This window comes from Bacteroidales bacterium, from assembly GCA_021157585.1.
Classification (GTDB): Bacteria; Bacteroidota; Bacteroidia; order Bacteroidales; family UBA12170; genus UBA12170.
Window position 1 is genome coordinate 1 of the sequence record JAGGWH010000099.1, and the last position, 16,786, is coordinate 16,786.

Here is a 16,786-nt window from a genome sequence, read left to right on the forward strand (position 1 = left end):
ATATCATACTAATCTCTATAGAAATTAAAGCGGCTTTAAAATAAATCTTAAATTTTCTATATAGAAAAAGGATTATGGAAGAAGTAATTATATAATATTTTTAAATCTTTCACTACATTTGAATAATCTTTAAAATCGTTATTATGAAATCTGTTATTTTATTGTCTTTTTTTAGTCTAATTTTAATCTTCTCTTCTTGCACTTCTCCCTCTTCCGATTTGGAAAATGCGCTTGCTACAATCACTACCGAAGATATTGTTCATCATAGTAAGATATTAGGGTCTGATGAGTTTATGGGTCGTAAACCCTGTACCGAAGGAGAAATAATAGCGACTAACTATCTTGAGTCGGAATATAGACGTATTGGTTTAGAGCCTGCTGTAAATGGTAGTTATTTTCAAGAAGTTCCACTGATGGAAATTTTAAATACTCCTGATGATAAGCTTAAAATATCAGGAAATGGAAAAACATTCGACTTTAAGCTATTAACAGATTTTTCTGCTTTTTCTATGAGGGCACAAAAAGATATAAAAATAGATAAATCCGAAATCATTTTTGTTGGCTTTGGTATTGTTGCTCCTGAATATAACTGGAATGATTACGAAGGTATAGATGTAAAAGGTAAAACGGTTGTGGTTTTGGTAAACGATCCCGGCTTTGGTACTGAGAACAATGATTTCTTTAAAGGTAATACCATGACTTATTATGGTAGATGGACATATAAATACGAAGAAGCTGCGCGTCAAGGTGCTGCTGCTTGCTTTATTATTCACGATAGCAAGCCGGCAGGTTATGGTTGGGGTGTGGTTAGTAATGGAAACGAGGCTCCTCGTTTATTTTTAGCAGATAAAAATAATTATGCCGATCGTTGTGCTGTACAAGGATGGCTTTCTCAAGATGCCGCTAAAGAACTTTTTTCTCAAGCAGGTTTTTCAACCGACCTTTGGAAAGAAGCTGCTAAACCGGGTTTTAAAGCAATGCCGATGAATCTTTCGCTTAGTATGAATATGAAAAACAGTTGGAGAATTGATAAGTCGCATAATGTATTGGGAGTTATTCGAGGATCAAAACGACCTGATGAAGTAATTATCTATTCTGCTCATTGGGATCATTTTGGTATTGGACGAAAAGTAGATGGTGATAGTATTTACAATGGAGCCGTAGATAACGGAACTTCTTTATCTTGGATGTTAGAAATAGCCGAAGCTTTTGTTGCTTTGAAAGAAAAGCCCGAACGTTCAATAATGTTTTTTGCACCTACGGCAGAAGAATCAGGATTGCTTGGAGCTACTTATTATGTTCAAAATCCAATTTTCGACTTGGATAAAACAGTAGCGGATATCAATAACGATTTAATGCTGCCTTATGGAAAGATGAAGGATGTAATGATAACCGGTTATGGTCAATCAGAATTGGATGATTATGTAGAAGAAGTTGCTAAAAAGTACGATCGTTATATTTTCCCCGATCCTAACCCGCATACAGGTATGTATTTTCGTGCCGATCATTTTGCCTTTGCAAAAGCAGGTGTTCCTGCACTCTTTGCAAGAGGAAATTGTGATAGCAGAGAATATGGTAAAGAATGGGCATTGAAAAAAGAAGCTGATTGGTTGGCAAATAATTATCATAAGGTTACTGATGAATACGAGGATTGGTGGGATTTAAGTGGTGTTACCGAAGATGCAAAATTACTTTTTGAAGTAGGATATAAGCTAAGTATGGAAAGTACTTTTCCAAAATGGAAAGAAGGGTCGGAATTTAAAAACTTACGATAAAATACATTTATTAAACACTATTTACTTTATTTCTGAGTTCTCAGAACACAGCTGTAAAATACTATGAACATACTCATAAAAAGAAAAATCCTCGGAATAATATTCAGTATCTTTTTTACTGTTGCGGGATACTCTCAAGATTTCTTTAGTCAATCGTTACTACCTAAACCAAGTGGTCCATTTGCTGTTGGTTTAACAAAGTTGAGTTTAACAGATAGTAGTCGTACCGAAAAATATACCCACCATACCACCTTTAGAAAAGTGCATATTGATATTTGGTATCCTGCCGAGAAGCCTCAAAATCAAAATTATATAAGGCTTTTAGATGGGTTTTCTTCAGACTTGATTTATAATATTTTTAAATCGAAAGGAGTGCGCTTAAGCCTTTTGGATTCTATAAAACAAACACCATCGTATAGTTTTGCTAATGCAAATTTTGCTGAGAGTCAGAACGAATTTCCTATTATTATTTTTAATCCGGGCTTTTATTTTGGAATGGCTCCTCTATATTCTGCATTTATGGAAAATTTAGCCAGTCAGGGCTATATTGTCTGTAGTATTTCTCATCCTTACGAACAACCGTTTATTAGTTTTACTGATGGTGAAACGGTATATATAAAAAAGAAAAAATCGCAATTAACATATCTAGAACTATGGTTAGCTTATAAGTTGCAATTTCGTAAACCTGATAGTCCGGAATCTATTGATATTATTACACGAAATTATCTGCGGAAGCTAAAACGTTTTGATGTTATGCTCGACTTATGGATGGAAGATATTCAGTTTGTATTGGATTATCTTTTTTATGAAAAGGAGAATAATAATTCAAATGTATTAGTACAAAAAATGAATTTAGACAAAATTGGTACTTTCGGACAATCGTTTGGCGGAGCAGTATCCGGTCAGCTTTGTTTGCGCGATTTTCGTGTTAATGCAGGTGTTAATTTAGATGGTTTTCAGTTTGGAGATATTATAGACGAACCTATACCAAAGCCTTTTATGTTAATACAAAGTGGATATAACGATTTGTGGAATTATGGAAATTCTGCAGTTTTTTCCAATACTGTTGCTGATTATTATTTTATCGATATTCCAAAAGCACGTCATTTAGTTTTTAGTGATGCAGCTATACTTCCCAATATTTCTCTTGAGAATCGCTTAGATATGTTAGGCAATGTAGATGGTCTTGAAACTCTTAACAACTTAAATAAAGTTATTTTGGAGTTTTTTGATATCTATTTAAAAGATAAGCATCCTTCTTTTCTTTCTTCAACACATCCCTTTGAAGGAGCTAGTCTACATTTCACTCCACAAAGAGATAAGTACGCTAATTAGTATAACTTTATTTAGTACAATAAAGCTGTATCAGATAGCTGTTTACATAAGTAATTTATTACTAAATAAAGGTCTTAAATGCTCTTGATTCTTCATCCTGAATAATCAAAAATGAAGAAAATACATACGTTTACTTATTCCTTTATACCTCTTACGAAGTGTTCATTGTACAAAAAGCCTTTCAGAGCTACTTTTGTTACATAATTAAAAACCTTCAAATCATGAAAAAGAAAATTAACACTCAAAAAATCCTCGTTTTATTTACGGTTTTATTTCTTGGATTAACATCTTGTCATAAACCAGAGGACATTAATACAGATATTGATGATGTAATTGATAATGCTTATACCATTAATAATAATTCCGATGATTTAAATAAACGTATGAATATTGTTCGTGAGCCAATTTCGAGTGATAATACTTTAAAGTCATCTGTTTCTGATACTGATTTTGACTATACTTGGTACTTAGTTGCCGAAGTTGATGCTCCTATGTTTAATAATAAGCCTTTAAGTGCTACTGATGTTCGTGTTTTAGGAGATAAAGCTTATGTATCTTACAATCGTCAAGGAGATATTCATGCAGGTGCAATAGAAGTTATTGATATTTCTGATCCAACAGCTCCGGTAATTCTTAGTTATATGGAGTTTGATGGTGTAGATATTAATACTTTGGCTGTTGATGATTTTGGAACTGATGCAGAAAGAAAAATTTTCTTAGCAGGTTCAAGTAATAAGAAAGGTGCTATTTTACGTCAGGTAATTGTAAATGACGGTTTATTAAGTGGAGGTGTTACTGATGTTAGTCTTTCTAAAGCATTTGATGATGAAAATACTATTTCTGCTTCGGCAAATGGTATTGCTCTTTCTGATGATTATATTTATATGACTTCAGGAAATAGTGTTGGCGGTACTTTTCAACTCGATAGACAAACTTTAGCTATCATTGACAATGACGAATATTCTGATGCTAAGCATGTTGCTTTAAATGGTAATGGTGCAGGTGCTTATCAACTTTCTTTAATAGCCGGTGATAATGCAAAATTAAATGTATATACTGTTGGATCGGATCTTACTTTAGAGAATAGCTGGAACTTAGGTGTTATTCGTCATCAAAATGTTGAAGAACCTTATTTAGGAAAAGCTACTTTATCTATTCGCGAAGGCGAAAACATTGCTTTTATTGCAACTAATATGAATGGCATGAAAGCTATAGATATTACAACAGGTGCAGAAGTTTATTATTCACCATCAGATATGCTTACTACAGGAAATACACATGGTTTAGCTATAGACGAAAACTTTATTTATATGGCTAATAGCGATGATGGTTTATTTATTGGATATATTCCCGAAGATGGTGGCGAAATTGTTGAAGTTCAGCGTTGGGATTTAGACGAAGTAGGAGCTTCTGCAAATATGGTTCAAACTTCCGGTGATTGGGTATTTGTTGCTAAAGGTGGCGGCGGACTTAAGATTTTACGCAAAGCACAAAATGGAATTTATCCTTCCGTTTGTAATTGGGATGCCGATGGTAAACCAACTTGTATTGAAAATACAGAATTATGCGAAAATCTTATTTCAGATTTTAATGTAACACTCCCTGAAGGAAGTAATGCTTTAACTAATCATCCTGAGTATTTCTTAAATCCAAACAGAGAAATAGTTTTAACTGAAGATGCAAATATTTCAGTATCTTTTGTAAAAGAAGGTGCCGGATACAAAAATTCTTTCGGATATTATACTTATAATGTTTCAAATCCTCCCAGATCGGTAAGAGATATACAATCCAGTATGAAAATTATCTTTGCTAATGCATCAGCAGTAGGAGAGGGTGGAACTTTAGTAGAAGGCGATCGTGTAAACTTAGGTTCTTTTGAAGCAGGAACTGTTATTGGATACTTTGTTATTGCTAATGGATGGAATGGCGAAGAAGTAACAGAAGGTTTAGCTACCTATTATACAACGCCAAGATTTAATCGCCGTAGAACACAACAGTCTTTAATGTTGTATAGCGAAAGTTGTGGTTCATTATTAACTGCCTTTGAAGATATTCATGTCTCAAGAGGCGATAGAGACTTTAACGATATAGTTGTAAAAACAACTATTAATCCTATGTCCGCAATGAATATGACTGGTGTTATAGCACTTTCTGTAGCAAAATAAAAGTTAGACTTAAATGATATTTGAAGGTCGGTGGGGGCGTGATTTCCCCTGCTGACCTTTTTTTATTTAAGATTGCTTGTTTGGGTTTGTAGTTAAGCAGTATAACCTAATTACTTAGGTTAAAAGTTTGTTTTATATTTGCGCTCTTGAATTTCTGCGTTTTCAGAATGAAAGATAAATTATACACTTACGTATTCTAAATACTCATTTACGAAGTGCTTGTTGAATATTATTGTTGCATAATATACTTTTGTTTAGTAAAGTGTAGAAGAACCTTCAAATTATGAAAAATAAAATTAATATTAAAAAATTTCTTGTTGTCTTAGTCGTTTTGTTTACAGGACTATCAGCTTGTAACAAACAAGAAGAAATTAATACCGATATAAAGGACTCAATTAATGATACTTTTGTTATTAATAATAATTTCGACGATTTAAATACTCGTGTGACTATCGTTCGAGAGCCTATAACAGTTACCAATAATTTAAAGATCTTAGACTTAGGTGGCGATTGTTACGATTATACTTGGTATTTAGTTGCCGAAGTTGAAGCTCCTGATTTTAATGGAGAACCTTTAAGTGCAAGCGATGTTCGTATATATGGCAACAAAGCTTATGTAACTTATAATCGTCAAGGTGAAGAAGTTGGAGGAGGCTTAGAAGTAATTGATATTACTAATCCGGTTTTTCCTGTTATTCGTGGTTATGTAGAGTTTAATGATGCCGATATTAATACACTCGCTGTTGACGATAAAGGTATTTATGAAGGCTTGAGAGTTTTTCTTGCCGGATCCAGTAAGAAAGGTGCTATTTTACGTGAGGTTTTTACTTTTCCTAGTGGAGAAATAGATCGTCGTAATATTGATATTAAACTTTCCAGTATCTATTCAGACGAAACAATCACTGCATCTGCTAATGGGATTGGTCTTTCTGATGAATATATTTATATGAGTTCGGGAAATAGTTATGGTGGTACTTTCCAACTTAATAGGGACGATTTGTCTTTTATTTCTCATGAAGAGTATTCCGATGCAAAAGGAATTGCTCTTAATGGTGATTTTCCCGGTGCATATCAGCTTTCCTTAGTTGCAGGCGATAATGCTAAATTAAAAGTTCATCATGTTGGGGCCGACCGTACTTTAGTTCATAGTTGGGATATCGGCTCTATTGTTCATCAAAATGTTGAAGAACCTTATTTAGGAAAAGCTACTTTATCAATTCGCGAAGGCGATAATATTGCTTTTATAGCTATGAATTCAAATGGAGTAAAAGGAATTAACATTGAAACGGGTGCTGAGATTTATTCTTCTCCTGTGGAGATGCTTACGATAGGAAATACACATGGTTTGGCTATTGATGAGAAGTTTGTATATATGGCAAATAGCGATGATGGCTTAACTATTGGATGTCTTCCAGAAGATGGTGGTCCTATGATTAATGTTCAACATTGGGATTTAGATGAAAGCGGTGCTTCTGCCAATATGGTTCAAACTGATGGCGATTGGGTATTTGTTGCCAAAGGCGGCGGTGGATTAAAGATACTACGTAAAGTGCATAATGGGACTTACCCAACTGTTTGTGCTTGGGATACTGATGGTAAACCTAATTGCATTGAGAATATAGAATTATGCAATAATCTAATTGCAGACTTTAGCGCTTCTCTTCCTGAGAGCCAAAATGCATTGGTAAATAGTCCTGAGTATTTTGAGAATGAAAACAGGGAAATAGTTTTAGCTGAGGATGCAAATGTATATGTATCTTTTGTACAAGAAGGAGCCGGTTATAAAAATACTTTCGGGTATTATACTTATGATGTAAATAATCCTCCTAATACTATTGACGATATTAAAGGTAAGATGAATATTATTTTTGCAAATGCTTCAGCTCTTGGATACGGAGGAACTCTTGAAGCAGGGGATCGTGTTAATCTTGGAAGCTTTCCGGCAGGAACAGTTATTGGCTATTTTGTTATTGCTAATGGTTGGAATGGAACGGAAGTAACTGAGGGTTTGGAAACGTTTTATACTATTCCTGAGTTTAATCGTGATGGCACACAACAAGCTATTTTGATGTATAATCCAAGTTGTAGTTCTCTATTAACAGCTTTTGAAGATATTCATACAAGCGGAGGCGATAGAGATTTTAACGACATAGTAGTAGAAACAACTATCGATCCTTTATCTTCAATGAACACAGCTGTTGTTGTTCAATTTCCAACACTAAAATAATTTTAATTGATATATTTAAAGGTCTGTTGGGTTTAATTTTCTAACAGGCTTTTTTTATGCAACTAAAATTTATACAATGCGTATTATAAATATCTTTAAAATAAAATTTATAATGAAACAGTATTCCCTAATTTTTTTGACCTTGGTTTTTTCTTCACTCTTGTTTTTTACATCTTGTAAAGACAAAAAAGTTGCTGATGAAAAGGTAAATAAAACTACTGAAGTAAAAAAAGCAGCTGTAGAAGTAGTAAAGCCTGTTACCGTAGAAAAAGTAGCTCCTGCTCCTCCACCAAAGCCGGTAATTAAAAAGATAATTGTAAAGGAGGGCGAATGGCTTTATAATATTTCTCGCAGAGAATATGGTAATAGTAGTGGTTGGCAAAAAATTTATGATGCTAACAAAGCTTTGATTGATAACCCCGATTTAATTTTTCCAAATCAAGAGTTGGTTATTCCTGACTAAAATGAGCAAACGCTTATTTCTTGCTATTCCTATTAAACCTAATTCACAACTGCTTCGGCAAAGGAGATTTTTAATGTCTAATCTTACTGAAGAGAAAATTAATTGGGTGAAGGAAGATAAGCTGCACCTGACCTTAAAGTTTATTGGTAAAACACAGGCAAAGCAAATCCCTGAAATTATAAAAGCTATAAAAAATTGTGTTAAGAACTTCAATTCTTTTCAGATGAGTTTAGAGCGTATTGGTATTTTTGGAAGCAATTATCATGCGCGTGTCGTTTGGGTTGGAATAGGCGAAAACGAACAGCTGAGAGCATTGCAAGGGAGTATTGTTCAAGAGTTAGAGACGATTGGCTTTAATGGCGATCGGCAGAATTTTGTTCCTCATTTTACTCTTGGTCGAATAAAAAAGATCCGGAATAAAGATCATTTTAAACGTGTAATGGAACGTACCGAGAAAGGATTTATTCAAGAAGTAAAAGTAGATGATTTTGTGCTTTTAGAAAGTGTTTTAACTGCTGAGGGTCCGATTTATAAAACCATTGAACGCTTTATGTTGAGAACAGTTTAATTGATGTCTATTTATTGTTAAACAGATTCATTGTTCTTGCAACACCGGCCGTTCCAAAACTAAGCACCATTTGCGTAGCTTGTTCTATTCGCTCATTTAACATTTCTTTTTCTTCACTTTTCCACTGACTTAAAACAAAATCAGCCTGACGACCTCTACGATAGTCGTTTCCAATACCAAAACGAAGTCGTGTAAAATTTTGAGTTCCTAAATGTTCAATGATATTTTCTAATCCGTTATGACCACCATGTCCGCCTTTACTGCGCATTCGTAAGCTACCCGGTTCTAAAGCAATATCATCGGTAACAATAAGTAAATTTTCTATATTTATCTTTTCTGTTTGAAGCCAGTAATTTACAGCTTTTCCACTCAGATTCATATAGGTGCTTGGTTTAATTAATACAAAGATTCTGCCTTTGTGTTTAATGCGAGCTACTGCAGCTAATCTGTCTGCTTCAAATTTTTCTTCTTTTTCATTGGCTAGAGCATCCACAATATCGAAACCGATATTATGTCGAGTATGTTTATACTCAGCACCAATATTCCCCAGCCCAACAATCAAGTATTTCATGTTTTAATATTTTGGATAAAATTAAGCTTCTTTGATGGAAATAAAAAAAGGTGTAAGAAAATCTTACACCTTTTAGATATTTTGGAGTAGAATTATTCTGCAGTTTCGCTTTCAGTTCCTTCTTCCCCTTCAGCTTCTTCTTCATCCTCTTCATCGTCTTCTTCCACACCACGTGCAGTTTTGATGTTAACAATAACATTTGAAGGATCGTCAAGGAAGGTAATATTTTCTAATTCAACTTCTTTAACTTGAATACCCATTCCAATTTTTAAACTGGAAATATCCAGTACAATATTTTCTGGAATGTCGGTAAATAAACCTCTTAAGGTTAGTTTACGCATTTTGTTTACTAATCTTCCACCATTCATAACGCCAATAGGTACTCCTTCTAGAATAACAGGCATACTAACAGTAATAGGTTTTTTCTCAAGTACTTGTAAGAAATCGGCATGCAATACTTTATCAGAAACAGGATGGTATTGAACATCTTGTAATAAAGCAACATATTTGTTACCGCCAATTTCAAGGTCGATTAAATATACCTCTGGAGTGAAAATAATTTTATCAAATTTCTTTTCGGGAAGTGTAAAAGAAATTTGCTCTTTGCCGCCATACATTACACAAATTACGTTTCCTGCTTTGCGTTGGGCTTTTGCATCTTTTTTCCCTACGTTCTCTCGGAGAGAACCGCTCATAGATACTCTTTTCATTGTTAATTAATTTAAATTTATAAAATAGTAGTGAACTTAAAGTGTTCACTTATTGATTCAAAATTATGTACTCTTTCTATTACATCCGCAAATAATTCTGCCGTAGATAATACTGTAATCTTACCTTCCGATTTACGAGGTAAGGTGTCGGATACAATTACTTCGGCAATGGGAGAATTTTCAAGGCGTTCAATGGCATTTTTAGAGAAAACGGCATGAGTACAAACAACTCTAACGCTTTTAGCTCCTTGCTGAATCATTAAATCAGCAGCCTTAGTAATAGTTCCGGCTGTATCAATAATATCATCAACCAAAACAATATCTTTACCTTCAACGTCACCGATAACTTGCATTTTTTCAATCTTACCGTTTTTTTCTCTTTGCTTAAAACAAATAACCAAATCGGTATTTAGAAATTTAGCATAAGCTGCAGCACGCTTTGCTCCTCCGGTATCCGGCGAAGCCATTGTAATATCTCCTAAATTAAGACTCTGTAAGTAGGGTACAAAAATAGAAGATGCGTAGAGATGATCTACGGGTAAATCAACAAAACCTTGGATTTGATCCGAATGTAAATCCATAGTAACAATACGATCTACTCCTGCAGCCACTAATAAGTTGGTTATAAGTTTAGCTCCTATTGATACTCTTGGACGATCTTTTCTGTCTTGGCGAGCAAAGCCAAAATATGGAATTACAGCAACAACTTTTTTTGCCGATGCGCGTTTTGCAGCATCAATCATCAACAGCATTTCAAAAATATTATCTGTAGGTGCAAAAGTAGACTGAATAATAAACACATCGTTTCCTCTGATAGAATGATCGTAAGACGGCTGAAATTCTCCATCTGCAAACAACGAAATAGAACTCTCTCCAAGCTCCTGTCCGTACGCTTCAGCAATTTTTTCTGCTAAATACTTTGATGCTCGACCACTGAAAATTGATACATTTTCATTCATGATTATTAAGGCTTTAGGTTGCTGCTTTTACGGCGGCAAAAGTACTCTGTTTTTTTTGTAATGCCAAATAAAATTTAGTTTGGAATATTTAAAAAAAAGCTATCTTTGCAGCGCAATTTTAAGCTGGTTGACGGATTCTAAATGCTTTTTTTAGTTTCAATCAGGTGGTAAGTAAATTGAGTTCAGATGGCGGAACCGAAGCATTTTTTGCGGAGCTCCCGACAGATGGCGACAAAGAGAGCCCAGATGGCGGAATTGGTAGACGCGTTGGTCTCAAACACCAATGAGGTAACACTCGTGCCGGTTCGACCCCGGCTCTGGGTACTTTTTAAAACCGTATTCGATTAATTTTTAATTGTTTACGGTTTTTTATTTTATGTTTTAGTCAACCATTTTGGATCAAGAGCAAAACGGATCAAGAGCAAAATCCTGTTAGATCGACCAAGGTTTAATAACTTTTTTTACAAAAGTGAGAGCGCGACTTTAAGTCGCGCTCTCACTAAATTTATAATCCCAAATCATTCTGCAGCTTGATAATTTCCTCTTTTGCGATATCTAGAGCTTTTAGTTTTTTAAGCGGCATTATCTTTTCTTGTTAGAATTGTAAAGGATAATTTGGATATTTTCTTCATTAATATCAATACCTCTATTGCTTTGGCTGTACGCATTCCACACTTGGTTAGAGATGTTTAATCCAATTTTCATATCGGCTTCAATAGCAATCCATTTCCCCGTTCTAATAATTCCAAAAATGTTATTCGGAAATCTTGCTCGCTTTTGCTCAAAGTCGATAAAAGTACTTGATGAGGTAAAGCCAACAAAAGCGCCTATAATAACAAGTCCAAGCATATACAAAGAATAATACGTAGAGATAAGACCCAGTACAAAAACAATTATTCCAGAAAATGATCCCGCAGGACCAAAAGACTTATTGAGTTTGTTTTGTACTATCATAACTTTAGATTTTATGGTTTCTTATTCCCTGAATTAAAATGCCCAATTTATAGAAGCTAAAAAGTCTGATACTTATAAACCCGTTAATGAGAAAGAATTTTATAAAAGGTTTGAGAAAAGGGAAGAAAATTTTAATAAACGGAATGAGTTTCTTTGTACTCGGATTCGAGTAAAAATTCAGCAAAGAAACATCTTGAATAAAATCTGGATCGTAATTGACATAATCTAAAATGGCAATTAAATTATGGATACTTTTCTCTGTTTTTTTAAGATATTCAGCATTATTCTCAAGATGCCCATTCAGAACAGGGTTTTCTATATGATTAATTTCTATTCCTTTTTTCTTTAGCTCAAAACCAAAGAGCGTGTCTTCGTGACCGTATTCGCTTAGCCTTTCATCAAATTTTATTTCTTGAAGTAACTGTTTGCTAATCAAGAAATTATTGGTCATAAAGGATTTGTTGGGCTGTTGCTTTCGTTCTTCATAGCTAAGGCTTTCTCTTTCTATTCCATATTTCCAACGCAAAAGTTTATTGCTGTCGGGCTTAGCACTATCGTAAATCCGGCCACCACAAATAATGGAGCTTTCGCCTTTCTTTATAGCTTTTAGATAATTGGATAAAAAGGTTTTGTTTGGAATTAAGGAGTCGCAATCGAGGAATAATAGATGATCGTATTGCGCATGATCCAGAAACAGATTTCTAATTTTTGCCCTCCCGATATTCTCCTCTAACTCAATATATCTATGCTTATTGCAAACTGATTTGTTAAGTTCTTTATATTCAGAAGAAGAACAATCATCGATAAGGATAAGCTCAACAGAAGCCTCTGCTTTTTCCATTTGCATCGATAATTCGTCGAGCAATGGCGAGACATTAAAATTGTAAATCGGAATGCAAATAGAAATCATATGCTTCTAATAAGCCATTACCCTAACAGTAGGTGTTTCTCCTTCAGGAACTCGAATATTAAGCGTTTTGCTTAATGAAGAACCGGAAACGAATTGGGAACCAACAACTACAGATTTGGTATAATGGTTATACGGATCTTCGTCTTTACTGGTAGGTGGTGGACATTTTTTACACTTATAAGGAACTTTTATATATAAAGGCTTAGGGTAAAATTTAGCACTGGTTGATGACATTGCTTTTCCTGTTGCATTGGTAAACTGGAAGTATGCAATAGCATCTTCTGCAGATTTGATATAAGTTTCTCGCGCTTGATTAAAAACCTTAAGATAATCGGCTCCATGGTTGGTTACGCTTGCAGTCAGTTTATATAAATCGGCTCCTTTTTTGTTGCCTTTCTTAACTGCGGTAAAGCTTACCAATAGACCGTTTATTTCAACGTCTTCCCCTGCTTTAAGTTCTATAAATTCCTGACTAAAAAGAGGACTAATAAAAATGCTCAGTATTACAATTAAAGCTAAAGTATTTTTTTTCATAGTACTATTTGTTTTTAATTATGATAGAATTGAATCAAAAGTACAATTGTTTTTTTTACTTTAGCTGTGAAAACATATTCGCTCTTTAATTAACCGTTTAAACCACAAAATAATTTAAATCTTAAAACTATGAAAAAGAAGTATTTAGTATTTCTCAGCTTGTCATTTTTTTTGATAAGTTTTTTTTCTGTTCAAGCACAAACAAAGACCGATTTTAAAACACCACTTGAATTTTTTGGCTTTCAGCCCGGAAGTGATGGCAATTTATTTACTTATGAGCAATTGATTGATTATTTGCAAATCCTAGATAAAGGCTCTGATAGATTAAAGATGGAGCAAATCGGCGAAAGCCCAATGGGAAAACCAATGTATATTTTGTTTATTTCCTCGGTAGAAAATATCCGGAATTTGGATAAGCTTAAAGCAATGAATAAGGAAATTATGCTTAACCCTAATCTTTCAGTAGAGGAACAAACTCAACTAATAGAAAATGCTAAAGTATTTTTTCTAGCTACTTTATCAATGCATTCTAGCGAAGTAGGACCGTCGCAAGCGGCTTCACTTATTGCTTATGATTATGCTACAACACAGGATGCTGAAATGCTTTCTTATTTTGATGATGTAGTTTATATGATGGTTCCTAATCATAATCCTGACGGTATGGATATGATAGTCGAGAATTATTTAAAATATAAAGGAACAAAATACGAAGGTGCTACTATGCCGGGTTTATATCACAAATATATTGGTCACGATAATAATCGCGATTTTATTACTCTTTCTCAATCGGATACTAAAGCGATATCAAGCATTACAAGTACTACTTGGTTTCCTCAGGTAATGGTTGAAAAACATCAGATGGGTTCTACCGGACCTCGTTATTTTGTACCACCTAATCACGATCCAATTGCGGTAAATATTGATCCAGGACTATGGAATTGGGATGGATTATTTGGAACCAATATGATAAAAGATCTTACTAAAAATGGATTGAAAGGTGTTGCTCAAGCTTATGCCTTTGATAACTATTGGCCGGGTTCAACGGAGACTTGTTTATGGAAAAATGTGATGGCTTTTTTAACTGAATGTGCCAGCGTTAAATATGCAACGCCCATCTATATTGAGCCTAATGAGTTAAGAGTAAGCGGTAAAGGTTTAGCCGAATACGATATTAGTTCCAATATGCCCGATCCTTGGCTTGGGGGCTGGTGGAGATTGAGTGATATTATGAATTATGAGCTTGTTTCAACCAAATCAATAATTAAAACGGCATCCTTTCATAAAAAGGAAATTTTAAGTTATACCAATAATTTATGTAAAAAAGAAGTTAGTCTTGGACAAAGTCAAGCACCTTATTATTATATCTTATCTGCTAAACAACACGATCAAGGTCAGTTGGTTGCATTTGTAAATCTTATGTTGGAACATGGAATTCAAATTAGTCGTTTAACGGAAGACTTAATGGTTAATCAAACGGTTTTTGAAAAAGGTTCTATCGTAGTTCCTTTAGCTCAACCTTTTCGTGCTTTTGTTAAAGAAGTTATGGAAGAACAAGAATTTCCTGTTAGGCATTATACCAAAGGTGGAGCAATGATTAAGCCTTATGATATCACTTCTTGGTCTTTGCCATTGCATATGGGTTTGAAATCCGATGAAATTAATGTTCGTATTGATAATTTGAGTAGCAAATTAGAAGCAATTACAGAAAATATAGAAGCTGTAAATACTTTTACTGAGGATGCAAAATATGTTATTCTTCCGGTAGAACAAAATAATAGTTTTTCAGTTGCTTTTGAACTCTTGGATCAAGGGCAAACGGTTTATCGCTTAAGTTCGGATAACGAGCTTGCAAAGCAAGGAAGTTTTGCTGTGAAACTGAATGCTAAAACAAAGGAAACTTTAAGTAAATTGTTAAAGGAAAATTCTGTTTTTGCTGTTTTTACTTCCGGTAAAATTGAAGGCTTGACAAAATTATCAAATCCGAAAATTGGTTTAATCGAAACTTGGAACAGTGATATGGATGCCGGTTGGACTCGCTATGTTTTAGATAGTCATCATATTGAATTTCAACTCATTCGTCCTGATGAATTAAAAACTATTGATTTAAAGCCTTTTGATATATTAATCTTTCCTTCATCTTCAAAAGATATTTTATTAGAAGGAAAACGTAAGAGTTCCGATGGTTTATATTCCCCCAGCAGTTTGCCTCCAAAATATGCTGTAGGTATGGGTAAGGAAGGTTTAAAACGTGTGATGGAATTTGTTCATCATGGAGGAAATATTTTGAGTTGGGGTAACTCAACAGCTTTGTTTATGAGTCCGATGAAAATAAATACAGAATCGGGAGAAACAGATATAAAACTTCCTATTTCTAATATCTCAAAACAACTCGAGAAAGCAGGATTGTATGTGGCGGGTTCTTTAGCTCAAATAAATTTACGAACTAATCATCCTTTAACGTATGGTTTACCGGAAAAAGTAAATATATTTTATAGAGGAAATCCTGTTTTCCAGACCAGACAGCCGGGTTTTGATATGGATAGGCGTGTGATTGGTACTTTTCCAAAAGACAATATCTGCTTGAGTGGATACATGAAAAATGAAGATTTATTAGCTAAAAAGCCTGCTGCTGTTTGGGTTCGTGAAGGCAAAGGACAAATGGTATTTCTTGCTTTTAGTCCACAGTTTAGATCTTCTACAAGCGGCGTTTATAAATTTTTATTTAATGCTTTGTTGCTTGATTAGGAATTTAAAAAATTAGATTTATTCACTCTACGAGGGCTTTAAACCCTCGTAGAGTGATTCATTTATAGTAAAAGGTTCGCTAATTCAGAAACAGATTCGCAAACATATTCTGGCTTTTCTTGTATCACAATGGCTTCGTCGCCATATCCATAGCTAACCCAACAAGCTTCGACATTATTATAATGAGCACCCATAATGTCATATTCTCTATCGCCAATCATTAGGTATTCTGTATCAGTTTTGTTTCCCGTAATTTCCTTGGCGTAGGCTACAATTTCCTTTTTATCGGTTCTGCTGCCATCAGTATTTGCTCCGGCGATAAAATCTACATAATCAGAAAGTTGAAAATGATCCAACACTTGTTTTGCAAAATGAGTTGGTTTCGCAGTTGCAAGAGAAATTGTCTTTTTTTGTCTTTTAAGCTCTTGTAATAATTCAAAAATACCGGAATAGAGTGTGTTCTCGAAAATGCCTTTTTCTGCAAAATATTCTCTAAATATATGCAGCATTTCAAACGCTTTTTCTGTGTTAAGATGGTATCGATTTTTAAAAGATAGGTGCAGAGGCGGACCGATAAAGCTGAGCAACTCTTCGGGATGCTTTTCAACGATTCCTTTCTTTTTTAGGGCGTAGTGTATGGAGTTTATAATTCCTTCTTTTGGATCAGTCAAGGTGCCGTCCAAATCGAATAAAAGAATGGAAGCTTTAATGGCCATTAGCAAATAAGAATTGATAGCTTAAAAAGACGCCTAAGCTAGTCATATTAGAATAATCGATATTAGTTTTTTCGGGATCGTAAATATTCTGAAAGCCGTAAGTATAGCGAGCTTCGAGTTGAAATAAACCAAGTTTACTTTGATATCGCAGTCC

The 16,786-nt window shown here is 34.2% G+C and carries 14 protein-coding genes and 1 tRNA gene; 8 read left to right on the top strand and 7 right to left on the bottom strand.

Annotation, left to right across the window (positions count from 1 at the left end; all coding sequences use genetic code 11):
- Positions 1-143: 143 nt before the first annotated feature.
- The 6 genes from J7K39_06585 (at position 144) to thpR (ending at position 8,533) form a co-directional block, all read left to right on the top strand.
- A complete protein-coding gene (locus J7K39_06585) occupies positions 144-1,775 on the top strand; it encodes a M28 family peptidase (GenBank protein ID MCD6179554.1) in 1,632 nt (543 codons plus the stop codon).
- A gap of 63 nt (positions 1,776-1,838) precedes the next feature.
- A complete protein-coding gene (locus tag J7K39_06590; GenBank protein ID MCD6179555.1) occupies positions 1,839-3,110 on the top strand; it encodes a hypothetical protein in 1,272 nt (423 codons plus the stop codon).
- 221 nt (positions 3,111-3,331) lie between these two features.
- On the top strand, positions 3,332-5,275 hold the full coding sequence (locus tag J7K39_06595; GenBank protein MCD6179556.1) for a DUF4114 domain-containing protein: 1,944 nt from the start codon (positions 3,332-3,334) through the stop codon (positions 5,273-5,275).
- A gap of 283 nt (positions 5,276-5,558) precedes the next feature.
- Entirely contained in the window at positions 5,559-7,502 is a 1,944-nt protein-coding gene (locus J7K39_06600; GenBank protein ID MCD6179557.1) for a DUF4114 domain-containing protein, read from the top strand.
- Between the two features lie 112 nt (positions 7,503-7,614).
- Positions 7,615-7,965, top strand: a complete 351-nt coding sequence (locus tag J7K39_06605; protein ID MCD6179558.1) for a LysM peptidoglycan-binding domain-containing protein — start codon at positions 7,615-7,617, stop codon at positions 7,963-7,965.
- Position 7,966: 1 nt separating this feature from the next.
- The gene (gene thpR, locus J7K39_06610) at positions 7,967-8,533 is read left to right on the top strand and encodes an RNA 2',3'-cyclic phosphodiesterase (GenBank protein MCD6179559.1); all 567 of its coding nucleotides are present in this window, start codon (positions 7,967-7,969) and stop codon (positions 8,531-8,533) included.
- A gap of 7 nt (positions 8,534-8,540) precedes the next feature.
- On the opposite strand, the gene J7K39_06615 is transcribed toward thpR, so the two are convergent.
- From J7K39_06615 to J7K39_06625, 3 genes are all read right to left on the bottom strand, one after another.
- On the bottom strand, positions 8,541-9,104 hold the full coding sequence (locus J7K39_06615; GenBank protein MCD6179560.1) for an aminoacyl-tRNA hydrolase: 564 nt from the start codon (positions 9,102-9,104) through the stop codon (positions 8,541-8,543).
- 92 nt (positions 9,105-9,196) lie between these two features.
- Complete coding sequence (locus tag J7K39_06620; protein ID MCD6179561.1) at positions 9,197-9,814, bottom strand: 50S ribosomal protein L25; 618 nt, start codon at positions 9,812-9,814, stop codon at positions 9,197-9,199.
- A gap of 17 nt (positions 9,815-9,831) precedes the next feature.
- Positions 9,832-10,773, bottom strand: a complete 942-nt coding sequence (locus tag J7K39_06625) for a ribose-phosphate pyrophosphokinase (GenBank protein MCD6179562.1) — start codon at positions 10,771-10,773, stop codon at positions 9,832-9,834.
- Between the two features lie 240 nt (positions 10,774-11,013).
- Between J7K39_06625 and J7K39_06630 the strand changes: the two genes are divergently transcribed.
- A tRNA-Leu gene (locus tag J7K39_06630) sits at positions 11,014-11,097 on the top strand.
- 258 nt (positions 11,098-11,355) lie between these two features.
- Here the strand turns inward: J7K39_06630 and J7K39_06635 are convergent.
- The 3 genes from J7K39_06635 to J7K39_06645 are packed head-to-tail and all read right to left on the bottom strand — an operon-like array spanning position 11,356 to position 13,171.
- Positions 11,356-11,727: a hypothetical protein gene (locus J7K39_06635; protein MCD6179563.1), complete on the bottom strand. Its 372-nt coding sequence runs from the start codon at positions 11,725-11,727 to the stop codon at positions 11,356-11,358.
- A gap of 4 nt (positions 11,728-11,731) precedes the next feature.
- Positions 11,732-12,637, bottom strand: a complete 906-nt coding sequence (locus J7K39_06640; protein ID MCD6179564.1) for a glycosyltransferase family 2 protein — start codon at positions 12,635-12,637, stop codon at positions 11,732-11,734.
- 6 nt (positions 12,638-12,643) lie between these two features.
- Entirely contained in the window at positions 12,644-13,171 is a 528-nt protein-coding gene (locus J7K39_06645) for a hypothetical protein (GenBank protein ID MCD6179565.1), read from the bottom strand.
- Between the two features lie 129 nt (positions 13,172-13,300).
- Here J7K39_06645 and J7K39_06650 point away from each other — a divergent pair, with 129 nt between their 5' ends.
- Positions 13,301-15,916, top strand: coding sequence for a hypothetical protein (locus J7K39_06650; GenBank protein MCD6179566.1), 2,616 nt, complete (start codon positions 13,301-13,303; stop codon positions 15,914-15,916).
- A 62-nt stretch (positions 15,917-15,978) separates the two neighbouring features.
- Here J7K39_06650 and J7K39_06655 read toward each other — a convergent pair whose 3' ends face one another.
- Positions 15,979-16,632, bottom strand: coding sequence for an HAD hydrolase-like protein (locus tag J7K39_06655; protein MCD6179567.1), 654 nt, complete (start codon positions 16,630-16,632; stop codon positions 15,979-15,981).
- Positions 16,633-16,786 lie beyond the last annotated feature (154 nt).

Excerpts from the sequence above, each read along its gene's own strand:
- J7K39_06635 (MCD6179563.1), bottom strand. The coding sequence starts at position 11,727 with ATGATAGTACAAAACAAACTCAATAAGTCTTTTGGTCCTGCGGGATCA.
- J7K39_06645 (MCD6179565.1), bottom strand. The coding sequence starts at position 13,171 with ATGAAAAAAAATACTTTAGCTTTAATTGTAATACTGAGCATTTTTATT.
- thpR (MCD6179559.1), top strand. The coding sequence starts at position 7,967 with ATGAGCAAACGCTTATTTCTTGCTATTCCTATTAAACCTAATTCACAA.
- J7K39_06655 (MCD6179567.1), bottom strand. The coding sequence starts at position 16,632 with ATGGCCATTAAAGCTTCCATTCTTTTATTCGATTTGGACGGCACCTTG.
- J7K39_06625 (MCD6179562.1), bottom strand. The coding sequence starts at position 10,773 with ATGAATGAAAATGTATCAATTTTCAGTGGTCGAGCATCAAAGTATTTA.
- J7K39_06590 (MCD6179555.1), top strand. The coding sequence starts at position 1,839 with ATGAACATACTCATAAAAAGAAAAATCCTCGGAATAATATTCAGTATC.
- J7K39_06615 (MCD6179560.1), bottom strand. The coding sequence starts at position 9,104 with ATGAAATACTTGATTGTTGGGCTGGGGAATATTGGTGCTGAGTATAAA.
- J7K39_06650 (MCD6179566.1), top strand. The coding sequence starts at position 13,301 with ATGAAAAAGAAGTATTTAGTATTTCTCAGCTTGTCATTTTTTTTGATA.
- J7K39_06640 (MCD6179564.1), bottom strand. The coding sequence starts at position 12,637 with ATGATTTCTATTTGCATTCCGATTTACAATTTTAATGTCTCGCCATTG.
- J7K39_06585 (MCD6179554.1), top strand. The coding sequence starts at position 144 with ATGAAATCTGTTATTTTATTGTCTTTTTTTAGTCTAATTTTAATCTTC.
- J7K39_06600 (MCD6179557.1), top strand. The coding sequence starts at position 5,559 with ATGAAAAATAAAATTAATATTAAAAAATTTCTTGTTGTCTTAGTCGTT.
- J7K39_06605 (MCD6179558.1), top strand. The coding sequence starts at position 7,615 with ATGAAACAGTATTCCCTAATTTTTTTGACCTTGGTTTTTTCTTCACTC.
- J7K39_06620 (MCD6179561.1), bottom strand. The coding sequence starts at position 9,814 with ATGAAAAGAGTATCTATGAGCGGTTCTCTCCGAGAGAACGTAGGGAAA.
- J7K39_06595 (MCD6179556.1), top strand. The coding sequence starts at position 3,332 with ATGAAAAAGAAAATTAACACTCAAAAAATCCTCGTTTTATTTACGGTT.